We start from the raw sequence: 7239 nt of genomic DNA, 5'->3' as shown, positions 1-7239 counted from the left end.
TGTATACTTGGAGCACGGTTTCAGGGGGTGACATTTTCTCAGGCCACTTTAACGATCTTAAGGGGTGACATTTTCTCAGGCCAAATTAGCGTGTTCTAAGGTGACATTTTCACTGGCCGTTGACACACTCACGTTGACCCACTCACGTTGACGGCACACTCACGTTAATTAACGGGGCATGCTGTTGGCGGCATGCTCACGTTGACGGCGCTAACGGCGCTTGCAGCCCTCGGCTGAGGTCGGTTTTTCCCCAGGAGGACAAGCCGTCCTGATTGTCTTCCCGACAGAAATGACTATCGACAATATTCCGAGTTTTTAGAAGGTATTTATTGCTGCGTATAGAACTAGACATCTAGATAACGTCGCAAACAGTGCGACCTACCGGTGGAACCAAGGGTAGATGGCGCTTGACGCCGAGACCGGCTGTGTTCCGTACAGGAATTGCGGAGTATTCTTGCCCTTCGCCGCCATACTTATCAGTAATCTCCGTTGTCCGCAGTCGTTTTCGGTAACCCCAAAACGTACTAGCAATGCTTGACAGCGTAACCTATTGCCCTATGCACTGCAGCTATCTGCGCCTGTATCCTTTCACGACTTCAATGCCAGTGAAAGGAGGGTTGTTGATGACCGCAAACTACAAGGAAACCATCGACAACAACGTGGCCCAGATGATCAAAAAGTATTCTCCCGAAAAACCTGTGTCCCATTCCGCCCAACCTGCGCCCCCGCCGACGGCCAATCCGGCAGCTATCGGCACGCGTGATGGCGAATCTTTCTTCGCCAGGCTTTGGAAGGCCATATTCAGGTAGAACATGAACTTCAAAACCGCCCGGCCACGGGCGGTTTGTTTTCTTTTCGGCAGTTGTGGAGCGGGTGATGGGAATCGAACCCACGTACCCGGCTTGGAAGGCCGGTGCTCTACCATTGAGCTACACCCGCACGCTTCAACATTATAACCCGGACGGCGCCCCGCGTCAAAGTTTTTGAAGCGCCAGCAGCTCGGCGACCGCCCCGAGGGCCTTGGTGAGGGCGCGGCCGCGGTGGCTGATCCGGTTTTTGGTCGCCAAGTCAAGTTCTCCAAACGTCATGCCATACTCAGGCACATAGAACAGGGGGTCGTACCCAAAGCCTTGGGTTCCCCGCAGCCCGTACCCGATGAACCCCTCACAGGTTCCCTCCGTAAGCCGCTCGATTCCCTCCGTGGTCACCAAAGCAATTACGCAACGGAAGCGGGCCTGCCTCTTGTCCCACGGCACCCCTTCCAGAAGGCGGAGCAGTTTTTCGTTGTTGCGGCCGTCATCCCGGGGTTCCCCGGCGAAAAGCGCAGAGTGCACCCCAGGCGCACCGTCCAGCACATCCACCTCCAAACCCGAGTCATCCGCCAGGGCCGGCTGCCCGGTCCGGGCCGCCACCACCCGGGCCTTGGTCAGGGCGTTCGCTTCAAAGGTATCACCGTCCTCGGGAATCTCTTCGATCTCCGGGAAGGATGAAAGCGAGACGACCGCGACCCCTAGCGGGGCCAGCAGGGCCGCCATTTCCCTGACTTTGCCTTCGTTCCTGGTCGCCAGCACCAACCGCGCCATCTAGCTCCCTCTCCGCCTTTCAATCTCTTCGGCCAGCGAACCCAAGACCGTCCGCTGTTGCTCCACCAGGCTCCGGATTCCGACAGCCGCCAGGTCCAGCAACCGGTCGATGTCGGCCCGTTCAAATGCCGTCCCTTCTCCGGTGCCCTGCACTTCCACGAAACGGCCCGCCCCGGTCATCACCACGTTAAAGTCAACCGCCGCCGCCGAGTCTTCCGCAAAACAAAGATCAAGGACGGCCTCCCCCTCAAACAGGCCCACGCTGGTCGCCGCCACGTAGTCCAGTACCGGCAGACGCGGGGTCAATCCCTCGGTGACCACGGTTTGCAGGGCGTCGACCAAGGCCACGAAACTCCCGGTGATCGCGGCCGTCCGGGTCCCGCCGTCGGCCTGAATCACGTCACAGTCCAGGATGACGGTACGCTCCCCCAGGGCGTTCAGATCGACCACCGCCCGCAGGGAACGGCCGATCAGTCTTTGAATTTCCAGGCTGCGCCCCCCGGGTTGACCCTTCACGCTTTCCCGGATTCCCCGGACCCCGGTGGCCCGGGGCAGCATTCCATATTCCGCGGTCACCCAGCCCTTGCCCGCGCCTTTCAAAAACGGGGGCAACCGGGAGTCGATACTGGCCGTGCAGATCACGCGGGTATCACCCACCTCAATCAATGCGGAGCCTTCGGCGTGCTTGTTGTAGTGCCGGGTAATGTACACCGGGCGCATCTCGGCCGGGGTCCGGCCATCCACTCGAATCATTTCCATCCTCCAGTCTTTTTTTGCGCGGCCACCCCGCCGGGATCCGCTTCACAGGCTGTAACTCTCACCCTCGCGAGCCGCCAGCACCCGGCTTCCAAAGGCCTCCGCCGCCTCCGCCGCCAAGACCGCAGGGTCGTATTCCGGCCAAAAGTGGGTCAAAACCAGACGGGCGGCTCCACTTTGCCGGGCCAACTCCCCAGCCTGAATGGAGGTCAGGTGTACGGCTTTGAGTTGGGCAAGGTCGCGTGCCAAGCCCGTGGCCTCACACAGCAAAAGCCCCGCCCCCGCCCAGTGACGAGCCAGTTCCGGAAAGCAGGCGGTGTCTCCCGAGTAGACGAACCTTTCCCCTACGCTATCACCGACCGCTACCCCGTAACCGGGAAGGGAGTGGCGCGTAGGCAAAAACTCAATCTCCAGGCTCCCGACGAAAGCCACTCGCCGATCTCCTCTCCGGGGGAGACTCTCGATCGTCCGGACCGTGAAGACTTCGTTATCCCCGGCCAGGCGCTCAAATTCAATCTGCGGCTCTTGCGGCACGAACAAAGTGAGCGGCTCCGTCCGGCTGCCGTCCCTCCTGGCGCCTTTCAGCGCGTGCCGCAGGCAGAAAAGGTCGGCGCAGTGGTCAAGGTGGAAATGGGAAACGATGGCGGCGGACAGCGCGCGGAAATCGACCGCCGCCGTCAGACGGCTGAAACTCCCGTTCCCAGCCTCCAGCAGGACCAAGATTTCTCCCTCCCGCAGCAGGTAACCCGAACAGGCGCCCCCGGCCCGCGGGTAGGGCGCCCAGCACCCCAAAACCGTGATGTTCAATCCGATCCCCCTTGCCGAAGCATTTCCATAAACGCCTCCAGGCGCACCCGGGTACGGGCGTCCAACGGCCCGGGGTTGTCCCCCTCGACGGTAAGCACCGGCATCCGCAATTTATGACGGACGATAAGGTCCTCAATCTGACGGAAGCAAAAACTCTGCGCGTAGTGAATCACGCCGCGCACCGACCGCCGCTCCAGTTCGCGTTTGACGTCCGCGAGCCGGAAAAAGATACCGTAGGGGTAGGTGTACAAGCGGTACTGCTCCACCAGGTCGTCCGTGTCAAAGGGCATGGCGAACTGGCGCTGCGTTTCGTTGAAGACCACGCGGGCCCCCAGTTGCTCCAGAAACCCGTAGATATCGGCGTTGATCGGCGGCACCCCGATATAAGCCAGGCGGATCTCCCCGCCCCGGGGAGGGGCTTGCCGCACCCGGCTCAGAAAACTGTTCACCCTGGCTCCGAACGACTCCGGGTCTCCGTCAAAGTCGCTGCACGTCACCTGGTAGAAATGGTTGTCCCAGCCTCCCACCCGGTTTTCCTCCCAAGTCAGCCGGTCCAGCTCCCGTACCGCCCCCCGGATTTCGGCCAGTCTGGAACGGGTCTCCCGCACCGCCGGCCAGTTCACCCCAAAATAGTCCATCAGTTTTTCGATCTGCAGCTTTAAAAGGTCATAGTCCCGGTCAAAAGGGTAAGCGAAGGGAATGACGCGCACCCCGGCCAGTTGCAGGGTCTCCATGAGGGCGTGGGTATTGCTGCAATCACCCTGAGTGACGGCGATCACGGTGTCGAGAGTCCGGTCCCGCAGCACCGTGGCGTAGATCCCCTTAATCCAGGCGCAGATGTTGCGCGGGTACCCCGCAACCTCGGCCTCCTCCACCAGACGCCGGGGATCGGCACTGGCAATGAATACGTTGTTTAAGTCCACCGGCACCCATCCGGCCGCGAACACAACCTCGCTCGGAATGGTGGTGGTGATGCCTATCCGCCTGGTCACTGTCCCGCCACGCTCTGCTTGTATAGTCCCTGGAAAGAGTTGCTTTGATTCAGCCGAGAAGACAAATCTCCCAAACCGATGCCGGCGTCCGGCCTAGAAAGCGGCCGGCCACCGCCCGAAAAGCGCCGGCGTTCCCGCTCACGAAGTAGCGGACCAGGGCGGCGTCAGGCTCGGGCTGCGCCTGGCCGGTGTCCGCCGAACACCCCCGCCGGAGCATGTCCAGCCGCGCGGCGTGCACGGTAGCGGCCGCAGGGTCCACGAGCACCACCTCGGGACCAAGTACCCGTTCAATCACGCCCCGCAGGAACGGGTAGTGGGTGCAACCCAAGATCAAGGTGTCCATGCGTTGTTCTTGCAGGGGTTCCAAGTATTCGCGCACCGCACGTTCGGCCGCGGGAGTGTCGACTTCCCCGGACTCGACCAGGGGCACCAGGCGCGGCGCGGCCTGGCTGAACACGGTGCAGTTCCGGTTTAGGGCCGATACCGCCCGGGCATAGGCGCCTGCTTTCACGGTCGCCTCGGTGGCAATCAGGCCGATGCGGCCGGCCGCCGACCGGCGCACAGCTTCGGCTGCTCCAGGCTCGATCAGACCGATCATCGGTACCGGAAAACGGTCGCGCATCAGCCGGAGGGAAACCGCAGAACTGGTATTGCATGCAAATATAATGTAATCGGCCCCTTGACTGCAAAGAAAACCGATGATCTGTTCCGCGTAGGACAGCAATTCGTCTGCGCTTTTGTCCCCGTACGGAACGTGGGCGGTGTCACCGAAGTAAACCAGCCGCTTTCCCGGCAACAATTCAGTTGCTTCCCGGACAACCGTCAGCCCCCCCACCCCGGAATCAAACAGGCCGACCGTGCCTTTTGCCAAACACTTCTCCTCCTAAAGGGGCACTCGATGCGACCCGTTCGCGGGTCTAACATATTTCTATTCTGGCGCAAGCAATTCCTGCCTACACGGAACCGGCCAAAAACCCCCGGACAGCGCCGGGGGTTCGGGTTTGTTCAAAGCTGACCGGGTGTCAGTATTCCTGGAAGTAAGCCTGCAATCCGGCAGCAATGGCCGCCGCGGCCCGGTTCTGAAAGGCAGGGTCGGCCAGGAGCCTCTCCTCAACGGGGTTTGACACAAAGGCCACCTCCAACAAAACGGACGGCATGTTCGTGGCCCGCAGAACCGCGAACCGCGCCTGGTACAGGCCGAGGTCGTGCCTTTGCAACTCGCCCAACAGGGCGGCCTGAAGCGCACCCGCCAGTCTCTCTCTGGCGGCAATTTGGCCCGGAGTCGTGACGTCCGGATAGGGCCACCAGTAGGTGCTGGTGCCGTGCTTGGAGCGATCAACGTTAGCGTTGCCGTGAATGCTGACGAATACGTCGGCGCCGGCCTGGTTCGCGATCTCGGCTCGCTGCAGGAGTTCCACGGCCGCATCCGATTGGCGGGTCAGAATCACCTCGGCTCCCTGCTGTCTGAGTAGGCGGGCTGCCTCCAGAGTGATGGCCAAGATGACGTCTTTTTCCCGCACACCGGTGGGACCAATCGCGCCCGGATCGCGTCCGCCATGTCCGGCGTCAAGGACGATCACCCGGTCCTGCATTATGTTCCCCACCGCGAAGATCTCCACCGTCAGAGTCCGCCGGTCCGCCGCAAGCTCTGTCCGGTAGCGGGTATAGGCAAGCCCCTGTGGGACGTCGCAGGCCAATCGGAAGCGCCCGTCCGCTTCCCCGGTCCTGATCGCTCCCACCACAGGTGACTGCAGGGTCTGGCTGGCCGGTACCTGCCCGCCGGCAGAACCATCAACGTCGATTACGATCCGGCCGGGGTTCGGCAGGCGAAAAGCCGTATACTCAATGGGCGCCGTGGAACTGACCGTGATGATCACCCGATCTCCGGACAGCCTGGCGTCGAACGAAATCTCGCCGCCGCGATCCGGTTGCGGGTCGGTGCCGCCGTCTACCGGAGGAAGGTCGGAAGTGTCGATCTCCGCCCGCACCGTTGAAGATTCCAGCCAACCGACGGTGCCGCTCGGCAGCCGGATCTGGTACCAGTCCCCCCGCTCGGCGACCAACGCCAGCCGGAAGCCCCGGGTCGCCTGGGCGATGGCCGCGTGCTGGTGTCCGGGTTGGCTCCGGATGTCCACCGCAGCCACGTCCACTACCGCAGTCCCGACCAGAGCCCGCACCGTAAGGTCCGGCGGGGTGACCGGATTCGAGGAACCGGGAGGTGTGGCCGGTACTGTAGGCGCCGGTTGGGCCGGGGCCGGCGGCGGCTGCGCCGGGGCCGCCGTAGCCGGGGCCGCCTCCACCCGTATCAGCCAGCCCGCCACCCACGCCGGCTGGCCGCTCGCCCGGCGCACCTGCACCCAGTCACCCGATTTGCCCACTACCGGCAGCCGTACACCCTGGGCCGCCTGACCCACCACCGGGTGGCTCGTGCCCGCACCACCCCGCAAATTCACCGTCGAACCAGTAACCACCGCCACCTGACCCCCGAACGCCCCAGCCGGTTGGGCCGGGGCCGCCGTCGCCGGGGCCGCCTCCACCCGCACCAGCCAGCCCGCCACCCACGCCGGCTGACCGCTCGCCCGGCGCACCTGCACCCAGTCACCCGATTTGCCCACTACCGGCAGCCGTACACCCTGGGCCGCCTGACCCACAACCGGGTGGCTCGTGCCCGCACCACCCCGCAAATTCACCGTCGAACCAGTAACCACCGCCACCTGACCCCCGAACGCCCCAGCCGGCTGCGCCGGGACCGCCGTAGCCGGGGCCGCCTCCACCCGTATCAGCCAGCCCGCCACCCACGCCGGCTGGCCGCTCGCCCGGCGCACCTGCACCCAGTCACCCGATTTGCCCACTACCGGCAGCCGTGCACCCTGGGCCGCCTGACCCACCACCGGGTGGCTCGTGCCCGCACCACCCCGCAAATTCACCGTCGAACCAGTAACCACCGCCACCTGACTTGCCTCAACACTCTTTCCGACCAAGCCGGTAAGCAGGAACAAGAAGACGGATACTAAGACCAGCCGATTAAGCATTCTGTCGACTCCTTTGCTGTAAGCTGAACGACCATTCGACATCATTCTGCCAATATCCTGCTATTTAGG

At 63.0% G+C, this 7239-nt stretch carries 7 protein-coding genes and 1 tRNA gene; 1 reads left to right on the top strand and 7 read right to left on the bottom strand.

Annotated elements, in window-relative coordinates; all coding sequences use genetic code 11:
* Positions 1-623: 623 nt before the first annotated feature.
* Positions 624-809, top strand: a complete 186-nt coding sequence (locus tag AB1402_06520) for a hypothetical protein (protein MEW6541248.1) — start codon at positions 624-626, stop codon at positions 807-809.
* Positions 810-865: 56 nt separating this feature from the next.
* On the opposite strand, the gene AB1402_06515 is transcribed toward AB1402_06520, so the two are convergent.
* The 7 genes from AB1402_06515 to AB1402_06485 all read right to left on the bottom strand — a co-directional run bounded on the left by AB1402_06515 (position 866) and on the right by AB1402_06485 (position 7170).
* Positions 866-939, bottom strand: a tRNA-Gly gene (locus AB1402_06515).
* 35 nt (positions 940-974) lie between these two features.
* Positions 975-1583, bottom strand: a complete 609-nt coding sequence (locus AB1402_06510; GenBank protein ID MEW6541247.1) for an XTP/dITP diphosphatase — start codon at positions 1581-1583, stop codon at positions 975-977.
* Positions 1584-2336, bottom strand: a complete 753-nt coding sequence (rph, locus tag AB1402_06505; GenBank protein ID MEW6541246.1) for a ribonuclease PH — start codon at positions 2334-2336, stop codon at positions 1584-1586. It abuts the gene before it with no gap.
* 48 nt (positions 2337-2384) lie between these two features.
* A complete protein-coding gene (locus AB1402_06500) occupies positions 2385-3146 on the bottom strand; it encodes an MBL fold metallo-hydrolase (GenBank protein MEW6541245.1) in 762 nt (253 codons plus the stop codon).
* Entirely contained in the window at positions 3143-4138 is a 996-nt protein-coding gene (locus AB1402_06495; GenBank protein MEW6541244.1) for a 2-hydroxyacyl-CoA dehydratase, read from the bottom strand. Before AB1402_06495 ends, AB1402_06500 begins: the two co-directional genes overlap by 4 nt.
* A 49-nt stretch (positions 4139-4187) precedes the next feature.
* The gene (gene murI, locus AB1402_06490) at positions 4188-5009 is read right to left on the bottom strand and encodes a glutamate racemase (GenBank protein MEW6541243.1); all 822 of its coding nucleotides are present in this window, start codon (positions 5007-5009) and stop codon (positions 4188-4190) included.
* A 151-nt stretch (positions 5010-5160) separates the two neighbouring features.
* Positions 5161-7170, bottom strand: a complete 2010-nt coding sequence (locus AB1402_06485) for an N-acetylmuramoyl-L-alanine amidase (protein MEW6541242.1) — start codon at positions 7168-7170, stop codon at positions 5161-5163.
* Between the last annotated feature and the right edge of the window lie 69 nt (positions 7171-7239).

It is taken from the genome of Bacillota bacterium (assembly GCA_040757205.1).
Taxonomy (GTDB): domain Bacteria; phylum Bacillota; class Desulfotomaculia; order Desulfotomaculales; family Desulforudaceae; genus Desulforudis.
The sequence above is the reverse complement of the archived record's forward strand: the minus strand, read 5'-3'. Positions and strand labels throughout refer to the sequence as shown.

Coding starts and splice junctions, on each gene's coding strand:
- AB1402_06520 (MEW6541248.1), top strand. CDS start 624: ATGACCGCAAACTACAAGGAAACCATCGACAACAACGTGGCCCAGATG.
- AB1402_06485 (MEW6541242.1), bottom strand. CDS start 7,170: ATGCTTAATCGGCTGGTCTTAGTATCCGTCTTCTTGTTCCTGCTTACC.
- rph (MEW6541246.1), bottom strand. CDS start 2,336: ATGATTCGAGTGGATGGCCGGACCCCGGCCGAGATGCGCCCGGTGTAC.
- AB1402_06510 (MEW6541247.1), bottom strand. CDS start 1,583: ATGGCGCGGTTGGTGCTGGCGACCAGGAACGAAGGCAAAGTCAGGGAA.